Below are 18,723 nucleotides of genomic sequence, written 5' to 3'. Positions count from 1 at the left end.
ACGGAAGGGGGACACTTCGCACCCCCTGTGGAAAACCCGTCGAAAGACGTCGTCAGGAAAGCGCAAAAGTGGCGGGACGTACCCGCCGCGCAGGAGCATTCTGGACAGATGACGACGACTCCGAGCGAGACGCCGAGTGCGGGGCCGGGCGGGAAGCCGGGCGCGACTCCGAGCGTGCAGTTGGTCAGTGACCTCGTCACCCGGATCCCCGAGTTCCGGGGTGTGTACGAGACCCATGTCTTCCATCAGGGAGGTGTGTTGCCGCATGTCTTCTTCTGGGACGTGGTGCAGGACACCGTCCGTTCCTTCCTCGGCGAGGCCCCGACGGCGGCCGACTGGCGCCGCACGCTCGACTTCCTGGAGGAGCAGAGCTGTCGGGGCGTCGTCGGCATCGACGAGGTCATCGTCACCTCCTTCCTCGGCGACCTGCCCTCGCCGCAGGAGCCGGGGCACGCCATCGTCGAGCAGCTCGGCCCCGTCATGGCCGCCAAGTTCGGGCGCATGAGGCCTCTCGGCTGAGCCGGTCCCCACACCACCCGCCCCCGCACCACCCGCCCCGGCCCCATCAGTGGCGCCACCCGCCCCGGGATAATCGGCCCCATGGCCAGGCCCGTTCTCCCCCGTACCCCGCTCGCCGCCGCCCTCGGCGGCTACGTCGCGACCCGGTCGATCGGGCTCGTGGTGCTCGCGATCGTCGCGGCCGTGACGGGAAAGGACGGGCTGCACCGGCTCAAGGGGCGGTGGGACTCGGTCTGGTACGTGCGGATCGCCGAGCACGGGTACGGGTACGAGGTGGTGCTGCCGAACGGGGACGTGCACGCGGACCTGGCGTTCTTTCCGCTGTTCCCGGCGTTGGAGCGGGGGCTGTCGGCGGTGCTCGCGGTGGACGCGGGGACGGCGGGGCTCGTCGTGTCGTGGAGTGCGGGGGTCGCGGCGGCGTGGGGGATCTACCGGTGCGGTGCCGAGGTCGGCGGCGAGCGGGTGGGGGTGCTGCTCGCGGTGCTGTGGGGGGTGTACCCGACGGCGTTCGTGCAGTCGATGGCGTACACGGAGACGCTGTTCACGGCGCTGGCCGCCTGGTCGCTGTACGCGGTGCTGCGGGGGAGGTGGGTCCTGGCGGGGGTGCTGTGCGCGGCGGCCGGGCTGACCCGGCCGACGGCGGCGGCGCTGGTCGCGGCCGTCGGGATCACGGCGGTGGTGACGGTGGTGCGGGAGCGGAGGGTGTCCCCGCGGTTGGCGGCGGGGGTGGTGATCGCCCCGCTGGGGTGGCTCGGGTACATCGTGTACGTCGGGGTGCGGGAGGGGAGCGCGACGGCGTACTTCGGCGTGCAGGCCGCGTGGGGGAACTCGATCGACGGGGGCGTCGCGCTGGCGCGGTTCGTCGCGGGCCTGCCGTGGCCCGCGGCCCTGGGGCTGTGTGCGGCGCTGGCGCTCCTCGGCTGGCTGGTCGTGCTGTGCGTGCGGCAGGGGCAGCCGCTGCCGCTGCTCGTCTACACGATCGGCGTCGTGTTCGTCTCCCTGGTCGGCGCCGCGTACTTCGGTTCCCGGCCGCGGCTGATGATGCCCGCCTTCGGGCTGCTCCTGCCGCCGGCGGCGGCACTCGCGCGCGTGCGGACCCGTACCGCCGTGCCCGTCCTCGGCGGGCTCGCGGTCGCCTCCGCCGTGTACGGCGCCTTCACTCTGCTGGGCTCGGGCCCGCCCTGACGCCTAGCCCGGTCGTTCGGCTCGCGGCTGCCCGCCGGCCGTCTCCACGCGGACGGGCACGCGTACGCGTACGCCCTGACGTCTGAGCCCGGTCGTCCCGGCTCGCGGCCGCCCGTCGACCGTCTCCACGCGCACGCGTACGCCCTGACGCACGCGTACGCCCTGGCGTCCGAGCCCTGCCCGTCCGGCTCGCGGCTACTCGTCGGCCGTCTCCACGCGCACGCGTGCGCCGCGCCGCAGGCCCCAGCCGGCCATGGTGCCCGCCTCCGCCTCCAGGACGTGCCGGCCGCGGGGGCGGATCATGCCGAGGCGGCCGGGGGGCATGGTGACGACGGAGAGGACGGTGAAGGAGCGGTCGAGGTGGGCGACGTCGATCGGGAACCGCATGCCGAAGGTGTGCACGCTGTTCGTCCGGACGATGAGCAGGGCGCCCGGGATGCCGTCCCGGCCGAGGAGGCCGCGGCGCCGGGCCCGGTAGGAGGCGGCTATCTCCAGCGGCACGGCGAGCGCGTGCGGAGCCGTCAGCGTTCCCGTTCCGTCCACCCATTTCCCCATGCGCCAGACCGTAGCGGTACCGGGCCCTAGGGTCGGGTCCGTGGACGTCACGATGATCGCCGTCGCCGCCGTGTGGGGTGCCGTGGCCGGGCTGTGCGTGCCGCGGGCGGCGTACCGGCTCGCCGTGGAGCCGGACGAGCCGTGGCGGGACCGGTGCCCCGCCGGGCATCCGCTCGTCGGGCCGGCCCGGGGGTGGCTCGGCGGGCCGGGGCGGCGGGAGTGCGCGACGACCGCGGGGCCGTCGGTCGCGCCGCTGCTGACCACGGCGGTGTGTGCCGCGCTCGCCGCCGCGGCGGGCGGGCAGCCGCGGCCGGAGCTGGTGGTGTGGTTGCTCGCGGCGCCCTTCGGCGTCCTCCTGGCGTGCGTGGACGCGCGGGTGCACCGGCTGCCGGACGGGGTGACGCTGCCGCTGGCCGCCGCGGTCCCGCTGCTGCTCGGCGGGGCCGAGCTCCTGCCGTACGAGGCCGGGTCCTGGGTGCACGCGGTGCTCGGTGCGGCGGTGCTCGGCGGGGCCTATCTGGTGCTGTTCCTGATCAATCCGAGCGGGCTCGGCTTCGGTGACGTGAAGCTGGCGGTGCCGCTGGGGGCCGCGCTCGGCTGGTACGGCTGGGGGGTCCTCTTCAGCGGGGCCTTCGCGGGCTTCCTGCTCGGCGCGGTGTACGGCCTCGGGCTCGTCGTGCTGCGGCGGGCCGGGCGCTCCTCGGCGATCCCGTTCGGCCCGTTCATGCTGGCGGGCGCGCTCCTCGGGCTGCTGCTCGGCGGTTTCACCGCCCTGCCCTGATCTCGCCCCGTGTCCGTCCGGCTGCGCCGCGTCAACGCGGCGCGTCCTGCGGTGGTTCCCCCGTGGGAGGGACGGAAGTCCGCCGCCACGCCGGGGCGCAAACCCGCCACGGGGCCTCGGAGCCCTTGTCCCGCTTGGGATCCGGCGAATTCGCGACGGTTGGTTGGCCGCACGTGGCGCGCAAGACGACTATCGAAGGGTTATGGTGGAAACCCCCCCTCGGGCCGGTCCGTATCCCCCCCACGGACCGGCCCGTTTTCTTTTCCCGGGTCTTTCCCGGGTCCCGGGTGAGATGCCCCGGGACCCTCGGGGAGCGTCAGCCCCGGCCGGCCCAGATGTTCGTGCCGGCGGTGTCGACCGCGAACGAGTCGATCTCCTCGAGCTCCTCGGCGGTCAGCGCGGGGGCGGCGAGCGCGGCCACGTTCTCCTCCAGCTGGGCGACGCTGGACGCGCCGATCAGCGCCGAGGTCATCCGCTCGTCGCGCAGCACCCACGAGAGCGCAAGCTGCGCCAGGGACTGCCCGCGCCGCTCCGCGATGCCCGCGAGGCCGTGGAGGCGGCGCAGCACCTCGTCGGAGAGGAGGTTCGGGTCGAGGGACTTGCCCTGGGTGGCCCGCGAGCCCTCCGGGATGCCCTTCAGGTACTTGTTGGTGAGCAGGCCCTGGGCGAGCGGCACGAAGGAGATGCAGCCCATGCCGGCCGCCTCCAGGGTGTCGAGGAGGCCGTCGTCCTCGGTCCAGCGGTTGATCATCGAGTACGACGGCTGGTGGATGAGCGGCCGGACGCCCATGTCCTGGAGGATCCGGGCGGCCTCGGCGGTCTGCTCGCTGTTGTACGAGGAGACGCCGACGTACAGCGCCTTGCCCTGCTGGACGGCGGAGGCCAGGGCCCCCATCGTCTCCTCCAGCGGGGTGTGCGGGTCGAAGCGGTGCGAGTAGAAGATGTCGACGTGGTCGAGGCCCATCCGGTTCAGGGAGGCGTCGAGCGAGGACAGCAGGTACTTGCGGGAGCCCCACTCGCCGTACGGGCCGGGGTGCATCTCGTAGCCGGCCTTGGTCGAGATGATCAGCTCGTCGCGGTAGGGCGCGAAGTCCTGGGCGAAGAGCTTGCCGAAGTTGAGCTCGGCGGAGCCGGGCGGCGGCCCGTAGTTGTTCGCGAGGTCGAAGTGGGTGACGCCGAGGTCGAAGGCGCGGCGCAGGATCGCGCGCTGGGTGTCGAGCGCCTTGTCGTCGCCGAAGTTGTGCCAGAGGCCGAGCGAGACGGCCGGGAGCTTGAGGCCGCTGCGGCCCGAGCGGCGGTACTCCATGGTCTCGTAGCGGTCCGCGGAGGCGCGGTACAGGGGGGAATCAGTCACGTATCTCTGCTTATCACGGACTTGTGACAGTCCCGGGCTGGGAGCCTGTAGCCCGTCCGCAGTAGTGTGGCCGCTTGCGGACCGCCGCTGCCTGGCGGACCGCCGGTGCATGGAGGGGTAAAGAACAGTGAACCTGCGCGACCTGGTGTACGGGCTCTACGCACGCCGGGTGGAAGGCCGCCTCGACCACGCCCAGGTGCCCAAGCACATCGGGGTCATCCTCGACGGGAACCGGCGCTGGGCCAAGGCGTCCGGCGGGACCCCGGAGCAGGGGCACAAGGCGGGCGCCGACAAGATCCAGGAGCTGCTCGGCTGGTGCGCCGAGACGGACGTCGAGGTCGTGACGCTCTGGATGCTCTCGACGGACAACCTGAACCGGCCCGAGGAGCAGCTCGTCCCGCTGCTCGGGATCATCGAGAACGCCGTGCGGTCGCTGGCCGCCGACGGCCGCTGGCGGGTCAACCACGTCGGCACGATGGACCTGCTGCCCGCGCGGACCCAGTCGGTGCTGAAGGAGGCCGAGCAGGCCACCCACGCCAACACGGGGATACTCGTCAACGTCGCCGTGGGCTACGGCGGCCGGCAGGAGATCGCGGACGCGGTCCGCTCGCTGCTCCTGGAGCACGCGGAGCGGGGGACGAGCTTCGAGGAGCTCGCCGAGATCGTCGACGTCGAGCACATCTCGGAGCACCTGTACACGCGCGGCCAGCCCGACCCGGACCTGGTGATCAGGACGAGCGGCGAGCAGCGTCTGTCCGGATTCATGCTCTGGCAGAGCGCGCACTCGGAGTACTACTTCTGTGAGGTGCACTGGCCGGCCTTCCGCAAGGTCGACTTCCTCCGGGCGCTGCGGGACTACGCGGCCCGCCACCGGCGCTACGGAACCTGACCTCCTCCGGGGGGCATTCCCGGTCGGAACCGATCATCTCGTGTTCACGAACACGTCGTCATATGCCCTTGCATGGCGGTGCCTGTTCGAGGGCATATCCCTGGTGAAGTGAGCGGCACGGAGACCGCCACCCGGGAGGCCCCTTGCACCAGGACGACCGTGCGGGACACGTACGGGAGAAGCGGAGGGCCGTGGTTCGGCCCGCGCATGGCGGCCTGAGCCCGGTCCCATTCCGCAGCGACACCGGTTCCGTCGCACCCCGACCTCACAGGGGTCTTCCGAGGGGGTCTGTCCTTCCGTGGTGACCAGCACGAAGCGCCGCCTTTCCGACCGGCGCACCTATGTTCTCGACACCAGCGTCCTGCTGGCCGACCCCAACGCCGTCTCGCGGTTCGAGGAGCACGAGGTCGTGCTCCCGATCGTCGTGGTGACGGAGCTGGAGGCCAAGCGGCACCATCCCGAACTCGGCTACTTCGCCCGGCAGGCGCTGCGCCTGCTCGACGACTTCCGGGTCCGGTACGGACGCCTCGACGCCCCCCTCCCCGTCGGGGAGCTGGGCGGCACCCTGCGTGTCGAACTCAACCATTCCGACCCCGGTGTCCTGCCCGCCGGCTACAGGTTGGGGGACAACGACTCACGGATCCTCGCGGTCGCGCGGAACCTCCAGGCCGAGGGGTACGACGTCACGGTCGTCTCCAAGGACCTGCCGCTGCGCATCAAGGCCTCCTCGGTGGGCCTCCTCGCCGAGGAGTACCGCGCCGAGCTCGCCATCACGGACACCAACGGCTGGACCGGGATGTCCGAGCTCGCGCTCTCCGGCGAGCAGGTCGACCTGCTCTTCGAGCAGAACACGCTGTACGTCCCCGAGGCCGCCGAGCTCCCGGTCCACACGGGCCTGGTGCTCCAGTCGGAGCGCGGCAAGGCGCTCGGCCGGGTCACCGCCGACGGGAACGTGCGGCTGGTCAGGGGCGACCGGGAGGCCTTCGGGCTGCACGGCCGCAGCGCCGAGCAGCGGATCGCGCTCGATCTGCTGCTCGACCCGGACGTCGGCATCATCTCCATGGGCGGCCGGGCCGGCACCGGCAAGTCCGCCCTGGCCCTCTGCGCGGGCCTGGAGGCGGTCCTGGAGCGCCGGCAGCACCAGAAGGTGATGGTCTTCCGCCCGCTGTACGCGGTCGGCGGCCAGGAGCTCGGGTACCTGCCGGGCAGCGAGTCCGAGAAGATGAGCCCGTGGGCCCAGGCGGTGTTCGACACGCTGTCCTCGGTCGCGAGCCGCGAGGTCATCGAGGAGGTGCTCGGGCGCGGCATGCTGGAGGTCCTGCCGCTCACCCACATCCGGGGCCGCTCCCTCCACGACGCGTTCGTCATCGTGGACGAGGCCCAGTCCCTGGAGCGGAACGTCCTGTTGACCGTTCTGTCCCGTATCGGGGCGAATTCGCGGGTCGTCCTGACCCATGACGTCGCCCAGCGGGACAACCTCCGGGTCGGCCGGTACGACGGAGTCGTCGCCGTGGTCGAGAAGCTGAAGGGGCATCCGCTCTTCGCCCACGTCACCCTCACCCGTTCCGAGCGCTCCCAGATCGCCGCGCTCGTGACGGAGATGCTGGAGGACGGTCAGATCTGACCTGATTCGTACGCTTCTGTACGCGTACGGCAGTTGGCGCCGCCCGGCAAAGCGCAGGAGCTTAGCCGGGCGGCGCCGCGCTGTCGCCCGTAACTCCGAAAACTCGTGCCCCTGCCGAGGTGTGAGCTTTCACACGCAACACGGAATTGCCTTGCGGTGTCGCCGTCCGGCAGAGTCTTGCTTCCGTCAGGCCCCGCATACGGCACACGTGCACCCTCAGGGGTGCGCACAGCACCGCACAACTCAACAGCCGTCCGCCGTATGCCGCCCACAGCACCACGGGCCCGTGTCTTCTGTGACCCCGTACGTCGGAGACCAGCGCCAGGGGCACGATTTCGCCCGCGTGGTCACCTGTGCGGGCGTGCTGGAAGGAAACCGTGTGAGCCGGATCTCGGTCCGGGGATTCGCGGTGGCTTCGGCCACTGCGGTCACCACCGTCGGCGCCGTCGTGGGCGTCGCCTCGGGCAACGCCGTTCAGCCCTCGGACGACAACTTCGAGGCCGCAGCCGCCGATGCCACGCTGCTCGCGGACATTCCCGCGGGCGAGCAGGCCCAGGTGCAGGTCTCGTCCCTGTCGGAGCAGGCCGACGTCCAGGCCGCCGCCGCGGACTCGATCGCGAAGAAGTCCGCGGAGGAAGCGGCGCGCGTCCGCGCCGCCAAGGACGCCGAGGCGAAGAAGGAAGCGGCCGACAAGGCCGCCAAGGCCGAGCAGGAGCGCAAGGAGGCCGCCGAGCGCGCCAGCCGCGACTCCGTCCGCGACGCCTCGACCTTCTCCGCGCAGGGCTCGTACACCATCGCCGAGGTCAAGGCGATCGCCCGCCAGATGATCCCGGCCTCGCAGTTCCAGTGCTTCAGCAACATCGTGGACCACGAGTCCGGCTGGAACTACCGCGCGACCAACCCGTCTTCGGGCGCCTACGGCCTCGTGCAGGCCCTGCCGGGCTACAAGATGCAGTCCGCCGGCGCCGACTGGCAGACCAACCCGGCCACCCAGATCAAGTGGGGCCTCAGCTACATGGACGGCCGCTACGGCAGCCCGTGCGGTGCCTGGTCGTTCTGGCAGGCCAACCGCTGGTACTAGTACCGGCGAGCTCAACCTCGGGGAGCCCCTCACCGTCCTACGGTGGGGGGCTTCTTCCGTGTAGGTTTCGAAGCCCCGTGCCCCCGCGGGGGGAACGAGCGGGGGCGAGCGGGAAGCGACTACGGGAAGACCCGGCGGGGGAAGAGGAAAGAGATGTCGAGAGTGCCAGGGTGGCTGGGCCGGCTGGGCGCGAGCCTGAGCCGCATGGGTGAACGCCTCGACGAGCGCAGGGCCGAGGCCGAGCGCGAGGATCCGCTCGGCCCGCCGTACGAGGACGTCCGGGAGGCGCTGCGCGTCACACCGGCCGCGGTTCCGGGCGGCGCGGCCGTCGTCGTGCGGTCCGGCCCGGAGGCCGACCCGGACACCGCCCCGCCGCTCCCGGACACCGCGGCGGAGGGAGCCGCGGAACCGGGCCGCTCCGTGCCCGCGCCCCCCTCGTACGCGCCGGCCGTGGCCGCCCGCCCCGACCCCGTCGCCGCGATCCCCTGGGGCATGCGCGTGGCGGCCGAGGCCAGCTGGCGGCTGCTCGTCTTCGCCGGCACCGTCTGGGTGCTGATGAAGGTGATCAGCTCCGTGCAGCTGGTCGTCCTCGCCTTCGTCGCCGCGCTGCTCGTCACCGCCCTGCTCCAGCCCACCGTGGCCATGCTGCGCAGGAAGGGCCTGCCGCGCGGGCTCGCCACGGCCGTCACGGCCGTCTCCGGCTTCGTCGTGATGGGCCTGGTCGGCTGGTTCGTGGTCTGGCAGGTCATGGACAACATCGACAACCTGTCCGACCAGGTCAAGAACGGCATCGAGGAGCTCAAGCGAGGACTCCTCAACAGCCCCTTCCACGTCACCGAGCAGCAGATCAACGGCATCGCGAAGAACCTCAGCGACTCCGTCGGCGCCAACGCCGAACAGATCACCCAGGTCGGCCTCCAGGGCGTCACCGTCGTCGTCGAGACGATGACCGGCATCCTGCTCGCCATGTTCTCGACGCTCTTCCTGCTCTACGACGGGAAGAAGGTGTGGGAGTGGACGCTCAAGCTGGTCCCCGCCCAGGCCCGGCCGGGCGTCGCCGGCGCCGGCCCGCGCGCCTGGCGCACCCTCACCGCCTACGTGCGGGGCACGGTCATCGTCGCCCTCATCGACGCCGTCTTCATCGGCCTCGGCCTCTGGTTCCTCGAAGTGCCGATGGCGGTGCCGCTCGCCGTCTTCATCTTCCTCTTCGCGTTCATCCCGCTGGTCGGCGCCGTCATCTCCGGCGCCCTCGCGGTCGTCGTCGCCCTCGTCACCAACGGGCTCTTCACCGCCCTGATGGTGCTCGTGGTCGTCCTCGCCGTCCAGCAGATCGAGGGCCACGTCCTGCAGCCCTTCATCCTGGGCCGCGCCGTCCGGGTCCACCCGCTCGCCGTCGTCCTCGCGGTCGCGGCCGGCGGCCTGACCGCCGGCATCGGCGGCGCGGTCGTCGCCGTCCCGCTGGTCGCCGTCTCCAACACGGTCGTCGGCTACCTCCGCGCGTACAGCCACGAACAGGCGCTGCGCAGCACGCCGGAGCCGCGCGGGGCGACCGCCTTCGAGGTGGCCCCGACGCCGGCGCCGGGCACGCTCGCCGTCCGGGGGAACGGCAGCAGGACCGGAAAGGGGGACGCGCAGTGATCTCGGAACCCGAACTCGTGGGCGGAGTGGAGTTCGACGAGCCGGAGGTGCTCACCGAGACACCGCCGCCCCGCCCGCCCCGCGCCGGCCGGCCCTGGCTGTGGGCGCTCGGCGGCGCGGTGCTCGCGTCGGCGCTGTGGGGCGGCGGGCTCTACGCGTACGGGCAGCAGAAGGACCCGGGGCCCGACCTCGGCGGGTACAAGCCGATGGGGCCGCTCTGCGAGGTCGCGGAGCTCAAGGGGCTCGGCGGCGCCCTCGGGAAGCGGATCCAGGAGGGGGCCGGTCCCGTGCTGGACGAACCTGAGATCAGCGAGTCGTACTGCTACGTCACCTACGGTCAGGTGGACACCGGGCCGACCGTCTCGGTCACGTACACCCTCCACAAGGCGATCGACCCCGGGCCGGAGTTCGAGACGCGGGCACGGCAGCTCGGCATCCTCCAGAAGGTCGAGGGAGTCGGCGAGCAGGCCTTCTACGAGGACGGCGGCGACCAGGGGGGAAGGCTCCGGATTCTCGACGGTCAGGCCGAGATCGAGCTCCAGGTCTCCACCCAGACGACCATGGAGGTGGACGGGAAGCTCATCGAGGTTCCGCCGGTCGACCTCTCCGGCATCGACGTGCCGTTGACGCAGGATGCGCTGGCGCTGATGAAGGCGCTCAAGAGATGACGGAAGGGCCCCGGGGTGCGAGACCCCGGGGCCCTTCTCGTACGGCTCGTGCCGTGCGGGCGGCGTCGCCCTACTCGGCGAGCACCGCTTCCGCGTCCAGCGTGACGCCGACCGCCTGGATCACCGCGGCGATCTTGACGGCCTCCTGGATGGTGGCGCGGTCGACGCCGGCCTGGCGCAGGACCTGCTCGTGCGAGTCGAGGCACTGGCCGCAGCCGTTGATCGCGGAGACGGCCAGCGACCACAGCTCGAAGTCGACCTTCTCGACGCCCGGGTTGCCGATGACGTTCATCCGCAGACCGGCGCGCAGCGTCCCGTACTCGGGGTCCGACAGGAGGTGCCGGGTCCGGTAGAAGACGTTGTTCATCGCCATGATCGCGGCGGCGGACTTGGCGGCCTGGTACGCCTCGGGCTTCAGGTTGGCCTGGGCCTCGGGCTCCAGCTCCTTGAGGACCTTCGGCGAGCGCGAGGCGATCGCGCAGGCCAGGACGGTGCCCCACAGCTGCTGCTGCGGAAGGTCGCTGTTGCCGATGACCGAGCCGAGGTTCAGCTTCAGGTCCTTGGCGAAGTCCGGTATGGCGGACTTGAGTTCGTCGAGAGCCATCTCAGATCACTCGCCCTTACTCGCCGGAGAGGAGCGCGGCGGCGTCGAGGGTGCCCTCGCCCTTGTTCCAGTTGCAGGGGCAGAGCTCGTCGGTCTGCAGGGCGTCGAGGACCCGCAGGACCTCCTTGGGGTTACGGCCGACGGAGCCGGCGGTGACCATGGTGAACTGGATCTCGTTGTTCGGGTCCACGATGAAGACGGCACGCTGGGCGAAGCCGTCCGCGCCCTCGACGCCGCAGTCGCGCATGAGCTCGTGCTTCGAGTCGGCGAGCATCGGGAAGGGCAGGTCACGCAGGTCGGCGTGGTCCTTGCGCCAGGCGTGGTGGACGAACTCGGAGTCGCCGGAGACGCCGAGGATCTGTGCGTCGCGGTCGGCGAACTCGTCGTTCAGCTTGCCGAAGGCGGCGATCTCGGTGGGGCAGACGAAGGTGAAGTCCTTCGGCCAGAAGAACACCACGCGCCACTTGCCCTCGTAGGCCTTGTGGTCGATCTGCTCGAACTCCTTGCCGCTCTCCAGCGACACGCAGGCGGTCAGGTCGTAGGTGGGGAACTTGTCACCGACAGTGAGCACGCGCTCTCCTTGCGAGGGACAGGAAGGGTCCCTTTTGGGGGCTTCCATGGGGGTTGGACGACCCACAGCATGGCACGGGGTGCATTGATCAGTGAAATAGCTAGAGTGGTTCGCGTTGATCGAAGGTGGTTATCAGTGGCATCCCCGTACAGTCCCCCGCACAGCCCCCACCGCGGCAAGCAGCCGAGCCTTTCCCAGCTCAGAGCCTTTGCGGCGGTGGCCGAGCATCTGCATTTCCGCGACGCGGCGGCAGCCATCGGCATGAGCCAGCCCGCCCTCTCGGGCGCGGTTTCGGCACTCGAAGAGGCACTCGGTGTCCAGCTCCTGGAGCGTACGACGAGAAAGGTGCTGCTCTCGCCCGCGGGGGAGCGGCTCGCGGTGCGCGCGCGGGCCGTCCTCGACGCGGTGGCGGAGCTCATGGAGGAGGCCGAGGCGGCCCAGGCCCCGTTCACCGGGGTGCTGCGGCTCGGGGTGATCCCCACCGTGGCGCCGTACCTGCTGCCGACGGTCCTGCGGCTCGTCCACCGCCGCTACCCCGAACTCGACCTCCAGGTCCACGAGGAGCAGACCGCCACCCTCCTGGAGGGCCTCGCGGCCGGGCGCCTCGACCTGCTGCTGCTCGCCGTGCCCCTCGGCGTGCCGGGCGTCACCGAACTCCCCCTCTTCGACGAGGACTTCGTGCTGGTCACCCCGGAGGGGCACCCGCTGGCCGGGCGGGACGACATCCCGCGCGCGGCCCTCAAGGAGCTCAGGCTGCTCCTGCTCGACGAGGGCCACTGCCTGCGCGACCAGGCCCTCGACATCTGCCGGGAGGCCGGACGCACCGACGGCGCCGAGGTCACCACCACCGCCGCCGGGCTCTCCACCCTGGTCCAGCTGGTGGCCGGCGGACTCGGCGTGACCCTGCTGCCGCGCACCGCCGTCACCGTCGAGACGGCCCGCAACACCGCCCTGTGGACCGGTCGCTTCGCCGAACCGGCGCCCACCCGGCGGATCGCCCTCGCGATGCGTGCGGGCGCGGCCCGGCACGCCGAGTTCGAGGAGCTGGCGGAGGCGCTCAGGGAGGACCTGCGGGGGCTTCCCGTACGGGTGGTGGGCGGCGGTTCCTGAGACCCCCCGGCACCAGGAACCGCCGCCCCCCTCCTCGTACATCCGCCCGGAGGGTCACTCCGTGCGCAGGCCGTCAGCCCGCATCAGCCGCCACAGCACCGGCATGCTCAGCAGCGTCACGGCCGCGATCAGCCCGAGGCCGATCCCGGTGACGGGCAGGAAGACCCACCAGTCCTGGACGCGCTGACCGCCCGCCTTCAGGAGGACGACCCCGAGGCCGAGGCCGCCCGCCACCGCCAGGGCGAGGCCGACGGCGATCGGCACCGCCGTCTGCCACAGCACCGACCAGGCGAGGGTGGAGCGCCGGGTGCCGAACGCGACCAGCGAGGACAGCAGCCGCTTGCGGTCCCTGAGCTGCTCCAGGGTCGTGACCAGGAGCGAGGCCGCCACCAGCAGCATCGTGAGGGTGGAGCCGACGAGGATGCCGGTGCGGACGCTGGAGAACGCCGCGTCCCGCTCGGTGTCCTTCAGGGTGCGTATCCAGGCCGTCGGGTCGATGGCCGCCGCCGTGTTCCACACGTACTCGGCGGCGTCGGGCACCGCCGGGTCGAGCCGGACCATCACCTGCGCGTCGGGATCGTCGAGCCGGGCGGTGTCGATCGCCTTCGGGGTGGCGAGGACGCCGAACTGGAACATGCCCGTCGGGTCCGGACGGGAGTCCACGACCTTGGCGGTGGCGGGGATGCGCCACTGCGGCATCGGCGTGCCCGCCGGGGGCTTCGGGGCGCTCGGGTGCGGATGCGGGTCGCGCAGGGCGACCGTCGCGCCCGGCCGCGCGGCCCGGGTGACGAAGGAGTCGGGCGGGTTGCCCTGCGCGCCGTGCGCGAGGAACACGAAGACGTCGCCGTCCGTGCAGGAGGGCAGCGTGGCGAACTCCCCGAGCGAGGCGCAGTCGCCGACCCTCAGCGAGGCGGAGGGCGCGAACTCCTCGCCGTTCGCCAGCGGTCCCGGCCGCCACACGTGCGACTCGACGACTCCGATGACGCCGGCGACCCCCTCGGTCCGCTCGAAGCGGTCGATCATCCCGCGGGCCGCGGCGGCGTTCGCCGCGTCGGCGCCGAACGCGATCTGGGCGCGGGACGAGTCCTCGCCCGTGGCGCTCGTGAAGTCGGTCTCCATCGCCTGGAAGAGCATCTGGAGCGCGATCGCCCCGGTCGCCGCGACGACGATGCCGCTGACCGCGCGGGCCGCCGTGCCGCTGCTCAACTGCAGCCTGCGGACGGCGAGCTGCCAGGCCACCGGCCCGGAGCGGAGCCGCTTCACCACGGACTCGACGAGCCACGGCAGGAGCGTGGTGAGGCCGATCAGGGTGAGGGCGGTGCCGGCCGCGACGCTCAGGGTGTCGATGCTGGTGTCGGCCGGCTGGACGTCTCCGATGATCGGGACGAGCAGGCCGAGGCCCGCCGCGAGGATCAGCAGCCGCCACCAGAGCCGGCGCCGGCGCGGCAGCGAGGTCCTGACGACCCCGAGCGGCTCGATCGCCACCCCGCGCAGCGCGAAGAGGGTGACGACGACCGAGGCGACCGGGACGGCGGCGAGGGCGAGCACCGTAAGCACGGTCATCGGCACGACGTCGGAGGGGTAGGCGTTGACGTCCCAGATCGTGAAGACCCCGGCGAACTGCCGTGCCACCGCGAACAGTCCGACGCCCACCAGGAGGCCGAGCAGTGCGCCCGCGAGGGATTCGCCGGCCGCGATCCGCCGGGTCGTGGCGGTGTCGGCGCCGACGAGCCGGAGCGCGGCGAGGCGCCGGTCGCGCTGCTCGCCGCCGAAGCGGACGGCGGTCGCGATGAAGACGAGCACCGGGAGGAGCAGGACGACGCAGGCGACGACGACGAGGAGGATGAGGAACGCGTTCATCGGTTCCTCGGGCACCGACCAGCCGTAGCGGGCGCCGCGTCCGTCGAAGTTGTCGCCGTCGAGGAAGTCGACGTGGGCGACGTACCGGAGCTCGGCCGGTCCGATGAGGCCGTCCTGCCCGATCGTCCCGGCCACCTCGTAGGGGAGCCGCTCCTTGAGGAGGGCGCCCTCGGGGGAGTCGAGCAGGTCGCCGAGCGCGGGGGAGACCAGCATCTCGCCGAGCCGGGGGAACGCGGCCGCGCCCGGCGGGACCGGGGGCGCGTCGCCCTCGGGGCGCAGCAGCAGTCCGCTGACGACGTCGCCCCGGTAGGCGGTGTTCCGCGTGAGGTGGAGAAAGGTGTCGGCCCGCGGCGAGGTGACCTGTTCGCTGCCGTCGACGGCGCGGACCGACTCGCGCACCTCCCGCTGGAAGAGCATGTTCGGGAAGGAGGCGGCGAGCAGCAGGAGGGCCACGCCGAAGCCGACGCCGGTCGCGGTCAGCAGGGTGCGGAGCAGGCCGGGGCGGCCGCCGGTGACCGCGAACCGCGCGCCGAGCGCCAGGTCGCGGGCCCAGGTGCGGAGCGTCATGCCGCCCACTCCGCGTCCCGGACGGCCCCGTCCCGTACGACGATCTCGCGGTCGGAGTAGGCGGCGACGCGGGCCTCGTGGGTGACGAGGACGACGGCGGCGCCGGTGTCCCGCGAGGCGTCGGTGAGCAGCCGCATGACCCGCTCGCCGTTGAGGGAGTCGAGGGCGCCGGTCGGTTCGTCGGCGAAGATCACCCGCGGGGCGCTGACGAGCGCGCGGGCGACGGCGACGCGCTGGCCCTGGCCGCCGGATATCTCGCCGGGGCGCTTGGCGGCGGTGTCGTCGACCTCCAGGCGGGCCAGCCATTCGACGGCCCTGGCCTCGGCGGCCTTGCGCTTCTCCCCGTTGAGGCGGAGCGGGAGGGCGACGTTCTCGACGCAGGTCAGTTCGGGGACGAGCTGGCCGAACTGGAAGACGAACCCGAAGTCGGTGCGGCGCAGGGAGCTGCGCGCGTTGTCGGTGAGGGCGGTGAGCTCGCGCCCGTCGTAGGTGATGGTGCCCGCGTCGGGGCGCACGATGCCGGCCAGGCAGTGCAGGAGCGTGGACTTGCCGGATCCCGAGGGGCCCATGACGGCGACGACCTCGCCGGCCCGGAGGGAGAAGTCGGCGTTCGCGAGCGCGGGGGTCGGCCCGTAGGCCTTGGCGAGGCCGGTCGCGCGCAGCAGGGGGAGTGCGGTCATCGGCGGATCTCCTCGGCGAGCCGGTCGAGGCGGGCGGCGGTCAGTTCCAGCCAGCGCAGGTCCGCTTCCAGGTGGAAGAGGGCGTGGTCGCAGATCAGCTGGTCGGCGAGGTCGCCGTCCTTCTTGCGGCGGGTGAGCTCGCGCATCAGGCGCAGGTGCTCGGCCCGCTGGGTGTCGAGGATCTCCGCGGCCCCGCGGCCGGTGAGGAGGGCCAGGACGACCTTGGTGTAGAGCGTCGACTGGAGGTACGGCTCCGGCTTCTCGGGGGCGGCGAGCCACTGGGCGACGTCGGTGATGCCGGCGTCGGTGATCGCGTACCGCTTCCGCTCGGGGCCGCCGCCGGTCTCGATGCCGTCGACGACGACGAGGCCGTTCTTCAGGAGCCTGGACATGGTCGAGTAGACCTGGCCGTAGTGGAGCGGCCGGTCGTGGCCGAACTTCTCGTCGAAGGCGCGCTTGAGGTCGTAGCCGTGGCGCGGGCCGGACTCCAGGAGTCCCAGGAGGGTGTGACCGATGGACATGGCGTCACTGTACACGGGGTGTATACGCACGATGTATAGCTGAGCGGCCGGTTCACCGGAGGCGGTTCCTCCGCTTTTGGTGTGGACGGAAGGGGCAACCATCCCGCTCGCACGAGCGTCGGTTCCCCTGGGGACAGGTGCTGATTGTCACGTCATGAAAAGACGTGATCGGTTGTCCTTTGTCCACCTCGTCGGTGTTAGCTTGCTGAGCTGATCCGGCGTGGACGACCAGAGCGCCGAGGCGCCGAGACACACGACGAGCGGAGCGACAGGACCCATGGGCCGACCCGACCAGAGCAAGGCGAGGAAGCGCGGCCTCCGCCGCTTCCTCACCTGGAAGAAGCTCCTGGGCACCTTCTTCGTGTGCTGCCTGCTCGCCATGGGCGCCCTGTACGTCGTCTACCTCCTGGTCCCCGTGCCCTCGGCCAACGCCGAGGCGACGATGCAGAGCAACATCTACAAGTACTCCAACGGCAAGATCCTCGCCCGCACCGGCGAGATCAACCGCGAGATCGTCGGCCTGGAGAAGATCCCCGAGAAGGTCCAGAAGGCGTTCGTCGCCGCCGAGAACAAGTCCTTCTACCGGGACAACGGCGTCGACATCAAGGGCACCACCCGCGCCGCCTGGTCCACCCTCACCGGCAAGGGCAAGCAGGGCGGCTCGACGATCACCCAGCAGTACGTCAAGAACTTCTACCTGAGCCAGGACCAGACGGCGACCCGCAAGCTCAAGGAAATGGTCATCGCCATCAAGGTCGACGACGAGATGAACAAGAGCGACATCCTCGCCGGCTACATGAACACGAGCTACTACGGACGCAGCGCCTACGGCATCCAGGCCGCCGCCCGCTCGTACTACGGCGTCGACGCCACCGAGCTCACCACCGCCCAGGGCGCCTACCTCGCCTCGCTGCTCCAGGCGCCCAACCAGTACGACTGGAACTCCGCGAGCCCCACCGGCCGCAAGCTCGTCGAGGAGCGCTGGAACTACGTCCTCGACAACATGGTCGGCGAGGGCTGGCTCCCCGCCGCCGAGCGCGCCGGGATGAAGTTCCCCGTGCCGCAGAAGCCCAAGCCCGCCCCCGGCATGGAGGGCCAGACCGGCTACATCGTCGAGGCCGCCAACCAGGAGCTGATGCGCCAGGGCGTCAGCGAGGAGGACATCAAGGCCGGCGGCTGGACGATCACCCTCAACATCGACGAGAAGAGGCAGAAGGACCTCGTCAAGGCCGTCGACGAGCAGCTGGAGGCCAAGCTCGACCGCAAGGGCGACAAGAAGCAGGCCACCGTCCAGGCCGGCGCCACCTCCGTCGACCCCGAGACCGGCGCGGTCGTCGCGATGTACGGCGGCGTCGGCGCCACCGAGCACTGGATGTCCAACGCGACCCGCCGCGACTACCAGCCCGCCTCCACCTTCAAGCCGCTCGTCCTCGCCTCCGCCATCGACAACCACTCGGTCACCCAGGACGGACGGCAGATCGGCCTCGGCACGGTCTACGACGGCAACAGCCGCCGCCCGGTCGTCGGCAGCGACATCCCCTTCGCCCCGGAGAACGAGGACGACGAAAGCTACGGCCCCGTCACCGTCCAGAAGGCCACCAACAGCTCGATCAACTCGGTCTACGCCCAGATGATCGTCGACGTCACCCCGGCCAAGACCAAGCGGACGGCCCTCGCCCTCGGCATGAAGGACGGCACGGACTTCCCCGAGACCCCCGCCATCTCCCTCGGCACCATGGGCGCCTCGACCATGGACATGGCCGGCGTCTACGCCACGCTCGACAACCACGGCAGGAAGGTCACCCCGACCCTGGTGAAGGCGGCCACCCACCGGGACCGCACCGTCGACCCGCTGAAGGGCATCGGCGACCAGGTCATCACCCGCGAGGCCGCCGACACCGCCACCAAGGCCATGATGGGCGTCGTCCGGAGCGGCTCCGGCACCCGCGCCGCCGGCGACTACGAGGCCGCCGGCAAGACCGGCACCTCCGAGAACAACCGGTCCGCGTGGTTCGTCGGCTACACCCCCGAACTCGTCACCGCCGTCGGCCTCTTCGGCGAGGACGCCAAGGGCAACCAGGTCACCCTCACCGACACCATCAACCCGGGCCGCGCCAACGGAGGCCGCACGCCCGCCCTGATCTGGGGCGACTACACCGAGCGCGCCCTCAACGGCGGTTCGGACGCCTCCTTCGACCTGGAGACCGACGGTTCGGACTCGGACGGCACGCTGCCGGAGCCCACCGACACCACCGAGCCGCCGGAGGACGAGCCCACCGACGAGCCGACCACCGAGTCCCCGGACCCGACGGCCCCGCCGACCACGACGGCCCCGCCGACGGAGCCCACCCGGCCGACCACCACCCCGCCGACGCAGCCCACCCAGGAGCCGACGACCGAGGAGCCGTCCCCGCCGACGTCGATCGAGCCGCCGGACACCGGCCTCGACCCCGCGGGACCGGGCAGGGAAGCCAACCGCCCCGCCCAGTAGCCCACCGCCGTACGACGAAGGCCGG

The 18,723-nt window shown here is 71.7% G+C and carries 17 protein-coding genes; 10 read left to right on the top strand and 7 right to left on the bottom strand.

The features are described from left to right. The first annotated feature begins 108 nt into the window (after window positions 1-108). Together ACIQFX_RS04135 and ACIQFX_RS04130 are read left to right on the top strand one after the other, a co-directional pair. Window positions 109-519: a hypothetical protein gene (locus tag ACIQFX_RS04135; RefSeq protein WP_402458766.1), complete on the top strand. Its 411-nt coding sequence runs from the start codon at window positions 109-111 to the stop codon at window positions 517-519. Window positions 520-600: 81 nt separating this feature from the next. Then, a complete protein-coding gene (locus tag ACIQFX_RS04130; protein ID WP_402458764.1) occupies window positions 601-1,704 on the top strand; it encodes a glycosyltransferase family 39 protein in 1,104 nt (367 codons plus the stop codon). Between the two features lie 195 nt (window positions 1,705-1,899). Here ACIQFX_RS04130 and ACIQFX_RS04125 read toward each other — a convergent pair whose 3' ends face one another. Then, entirely contained in the window at window positions 1,900-2,259 is a 360-nt protein-coding gene (locus tag ACIQFX_RS04125) for a DUF192 domain-containing protein (RefSeq protein WP_402458763.1), read from the bottom strand. Window positions 2,260-2,299: 40 nt separating this feature from the next. Between ACIQFX_RS04125 and ACIQFX_RS04120 the strand changes: the two genes are divergently transcribed. Further along, entirely contained in the window at window positions 2,300-3,040 is a 741-nt protein-coding gene (locus ACIQFX_RS04120; RefSeq protein ID WP_402458761.1) for a prepilin peptidase, read from the top strand. 316 nt (window positions 3,041-3,356) lie between these two features. Here the strand turns inward: ACIQFX_RS04120 and mgrA are convergent, their stop codons facing one another. Next, window positions 3,357-4,394: an L-glyceraldehyde 3-phosphate reductase gene (gene mgrA, locus ACIQFX_RS04115; RefSeq protein ID WP_402458760.1), complete on the bottom strand. Its 1,038-nt coding sequence runs from the start codon at window positions 4,392-4,394 to the stop codon at window positions 3,357-3,359. A gap of 127 nt (window positions 4,395-4,521) precedes the next feature. On the opposite strand from mgrA, the gene ACIQFX_RS04110 reads away from it, so the two are divergent. From ACIQFX_RS04110 to ACIQFX_RS04090, 5 genes are all read left to right on the top strand, one after another. Further along, window positions 4,522-5,283, top strand: coding sequence for an isoprenyl transferase (locus ACIQFX_RS04110; protein WP_367821361.1), 762 nt, complete (start codon window positions 4,522-4,524; stop codon window positions 5,281-5,283). A gap of 298 nt (window positions 5,284-5,581) precedes the next feature. Next, a complete protein-coding gene (locus ACIQFX_RS04105; RefSeq protein WP_376487814.1) occupies window positions 5,582-6,907 on the top strand; it encodes a PhoH family protein in 1,326 nt (441 codons plus the stop codon). A 379-nt stretch (window positions 6,908-7,286) separates the two neighbouring features. After that, complete coding sequence (locus tag ACIQFX_RS04100; RefSeq protein WP_402458758.1) at window positions 7,287-7,988, top strand: transglycosylase SLT domain-containing protein; 702 nt, start codon at window positions 7,287-7,289, stop codon at window positions 7,986-7,988. Between the two features lie 153 nt (window positions 7,989-8,141). Beyond that, window positions 8,142-9,626 (top strand): AI-2E family transporter, encoded by a 1,485-nt coding sequence (locus ACIQFX_RS04095; RefSeq protein ID WP_402458756.1) that lies wholly within the window; start codon window positions 8,142-8,144, stop codon window positions 9,624-9,626. After that, a complete protein-coding gene (locus ACIQFX_RS04090; RefSeq protein WP_402458755.1) occupies window positions 9,623-10,294 on the top strand; it encodes a hypothetical protein in 672 nt (223 codons plus the stop codon). Before ACIQFX_RS04095 ends, ACIQFX_RS04090 begins: the two co-directional genes overlap by 4 nt. A 70-nt stretch (window positions 10,295-10,364) precedes the next feature. Here the strand turns inward: ACIQFX_RS04090 and ACIQFX_RS04085 are convergent, their stop codons facing one another. Continuing rightward, window positions 10,365-10,898, bottom strand: a complete 534-nt coding sequence (locus ACIQFX_RS04085; RefSeq protein WP_017239860.1) for an alkyl hydroperoxide reductase — start codon at window positions 10,896-10,898, stop codon at window positions 10,365-10,367. A gap of 16 nt (window positions 10,899-10,914) precedes the next feature. Continuing rightward, window positions 10,915-11,469, bottom strand: a complete 555-nt coding sequence (locus ACIQFX_RS04080) for a peroxiredoxin (RefSeq protein ID WP_015035887.1) — start codon at window positions 11,467-11,469, stop codon at window positions 10,915-10,917. Window positions 11,470-11,604: 135 nt separating this feature from the next. Here ACIQFX_RS04080 and ACIQFX_RS04075 point away from each other — a divergent pair, with 135 nt between their 5' ends. Then, window positions 11,605-12,579: a hydrogen peroxide-inducible genes activator gene (locus ACIQFX_RS04075; RefSeq protein ID WP_402458753.1), complete on the top strand. Its 975-nt coding sequence runs from the start codon at window positions 11,605-11,607 to the stop codon at window positions 12,577-12,579. 54 nt (window positions 12,580-12,633) lie between these two features. Here ACIQFX_RS04075 and ACIQFX_RS04070 read toward each other — a convergent pair whose 3' ends face one another. From ACIQFX_RS04070 to ACIQFX_RS04060, 3 genes are read right to left on the bottom strand one after another with little or no spacing between them, the layout of a single operon-like run. Further along, window positions 12,634-15,006: an FtsX-like permease family protein gene (locus ACIQFX_RS04070; RefSeq protein WP_402458751.1), complete on the bottom strand. Its 2,373-nt coding sequence runs from the start codon at window positions 15,004-15,006 to the stop codon at window positions 12,634-12,636. Continuing rightward, window positions 15,003-15,686, bottom strand: a complete 684-nt coding sequence (locus ACIQFX_RS04065) for an ABC transporter ATP-binding protein (protein WP_402458750.1) — start codon at window positions 15,684-15,686, stop codon at window positions 15,003-15,005. The genes ACIQFX_RS04070 and ACIQFX_RS04065 overlap by 4 nt, the downstream gene beginning before the upstream one ends. Continuing rightward, entirely contained in the window at window positions 15,683-16,207 is a 525-nt protein-coding gene (locus ACIQFX_RS04060; RefSeq protein ID WP_402458749.1) for a PadR family transcriptional regulator, read from the bottom strand. Before ACIQFX_RS04060 ends, ACIQFX_RS04065 begins: the two co-directional genes overlap by 4 nt. Before the next feature lie 277 nt (window positions 16,208-16,484). Here ACIQFX_RS04060 and ACIQFX_RS04055 point away from each other — a divergent pair, with 277 nt between their 5' ends. Beyond that, the gene (locus ACIQFX_RS04055; RefSeq protein ID WP_402458748.1) at window positions 16,485-18,698 is read left to right on the top strand and encodes a transglycosylase domain-containing protein; all 2,214 of its coding nucleotides are present in this window, start codon (window positions 16,485-16,487) and stop codon (window positions 18,696-18,698) included. Window positions 18,699-18,723 lie beyond the last annotated feature (25 nt).

It is taken from the genome of Streptomyces sp. NPDC093089 (assembly GCF_044754405.1).
GTDB lineage: Bacteria > Actinomycetota > Actinomycetes > Streptomycetales > Streptomycetaceae > Streptomyces.
Note: the sequence above shows the minus strand (reverse complement) of the source record. Positions and strands in the feature narration are given on the sequence as shown.